Consider the following 924-nt stretch of genomic DNA (forward strand, 5'->3'; position numbering starts at 1 on the left):
CCCTTCGTCTGATGGGCGACCTGGTAGTCGGCGACTGGTTCGGCAAGGCCATCGTCGACGCCAGGACATCGATGCTGACCGAGCCGTTCGTGCACGATTTCGTGCGCGCCAACATCTGGCATTTCAAAGGCCGGGACGCCGACCTTCTGGTCGACACCGGCATGGGCATCCTGCCGCTGGCGCCCGAGATCGACACGCCAGCAGGCAAGCCGCTGATCGTCGTCGCCACGCATATCCATCTCGACCATGTCGGCTCGCTGCATGAGTTCCCGCTGCGGGCCGGGCCGAAGATGAGCGCCGCGCAGTTCGAGAGAAGCCGTCGGCCGGGCAGGCCCTGCGCGTCCCGTCGCTCGGCCTTGGCCTCACCGACATCACGCCCGATGTCCGCGAGGAGTTGAACCTGGCCGACAATCAGCGCGGCGCCTTGGTCGAGCGCGTCAATCCGGACAAGGCGGCTTCGGCGGCCGGCCTCGAGCCGGGCGATGTCATCGTCGCCGTCGACCGGACCCCGGTGAAGAGCGCCAGGCAGGCGAACCAGGCGATCGCCGAGGCAGGCAAGTCCGGCCGCAAGTCGGTGCTGCTGCTCGTCGACCGCGGCGACGCGCAGATCTTCGTCGCCGTGCCTTTCGCCGCAGGCTGAGGCCTGGCGCCGGCGACAGGCCAGACACAAGGCCCGCCGCCGGCATTTTTTCTGTTGCCCGCCGGGCCATCTTCGAGAACATTGCGCTGGGCCGGCAAACGGCCCCACGCAAAGGGATGTGCTGATGGTCACCCGTGGTTTCGTTTCCGGACGGCGTCCCCCCACGGACCATGACACGCGCATCCCGCCGGGCCAGTATCTCGAGCAGGGCTTCCCGGTGCTGTCGGCCGGGCCGACGCCGCATGTGCGCACCGAGGACTGGTCGTTCACCCTCAAGCACGGCC

General features: G+C 68.4%; 1 protein-coding gene and 2 pseudogenes. All 3 read left to right on the forward strand.

Annotated features, from left to right (window positions below):
• Window positions 1–11: 11 nt before the first annotated feature.
• Window positions 12–311, forward strand: a pseudogene (locus EN781_RS33305) (MBL fold metallo-hydrolase); the annotation flags it as partial.
• Between the two features lie 83 nt (window positions 312–394).
• Window positions 395–640 carry a PDZ domain-containing protein gene (locus EN781_RS33310; protein WP_348627211.1) on the forward strand — a complete coding sequence of 82 codons (246 nt, stop codon included), beginning with the start codon at window positions 395–397 and terminating at the stop codon, window positions 638–640.
• Between the two features lie 124 nt (window positions 641–764).
• Window positions 765–924, forward strand: a pseudogene (locus tag EN781_RS35910) (sulfite oxidase-like oxidoreductase); the annotation flags it as partial.

It is taken from the genome of Mesorhizobium sp. M4A.F.Ca.ET.090.04.2.1 (assembly GCF_003999085.1).
In the GTDB taxonomy this organism is placed as follows: Bacteria; Pseudomonadota; Alphaproteobacteria; order Rhizobiales; family Rhizobiaceae; genus Mesorhizobium.